Raw genomic sequence first — 456 nt, 5'->3', positions numbered from 1 at the left:
TGTGTAATGATCATTCGTTAGTGCCGGTGATAGCCATCGACCATGCTTTTAAAGGTTTCGTGTGGCGTACGCCCCGTGGTGCAAAGATAAAGATGACCGAAGATAAAAAAGAGGCTTATAAATGCCAGAGCAAAATGTGTCTGCAATAACCAGTATCTTACGCCAGGAAACACATCTCCCACGGCTTGCGGATAGAGACACAGCAGCCCCGTCAATAGTAACAACGGCAGCAATCCATACATGACACCAACATAAGCGACCTGCTGTAAGGGATTAAATTTAGACTGGGTTGTTGCCGGGAAAGGATGTTCTTCCCCCTGCATAATGCCAAACAAATAAAATCGCGTTTGTTTTGCCGCTCGTTCCAGCCCCCCCTGACGACGAATGCGATAGTGGTGACCATTATCCCCAACGGCATTGATCAGCACAAAGCCGAGCCAGCATGCCCGTAACAAA

At 48.0% G+C, this 456-nt stretch carries 1 protein-coding gene; it reads right to left on the bottom strand.

The window, feature by feature from the left end; genetic code table 11:
- Window positions 1-17 precede the first annotated feature (17 nt).
- On the bottom strand, window positions 18-456 hold a 439-nt coding region (gene phsC, locus K0039_RS21270; RefSeq protein ID WP_228106889.1), incomplete at its 5' end, for a thiosulfate reductase cytochrome B subunit.

It is taken from the genome of Terrisporobacter mayombei, assembly GCF_020748465.1.
GTDB classification, from domain to species: domain Bacteria; phylum Bacillota; class Clostridia; order Peptostreptococcales; family Peptostreptococcaceae; genus Terrisporobacter; species Terrisporobacter mayombei.
The sequence above is the reverse complement of the archived record's forward strand: the minus strand, read 5'-3'. Positions and strand labels throughout refer to the sequence as shown.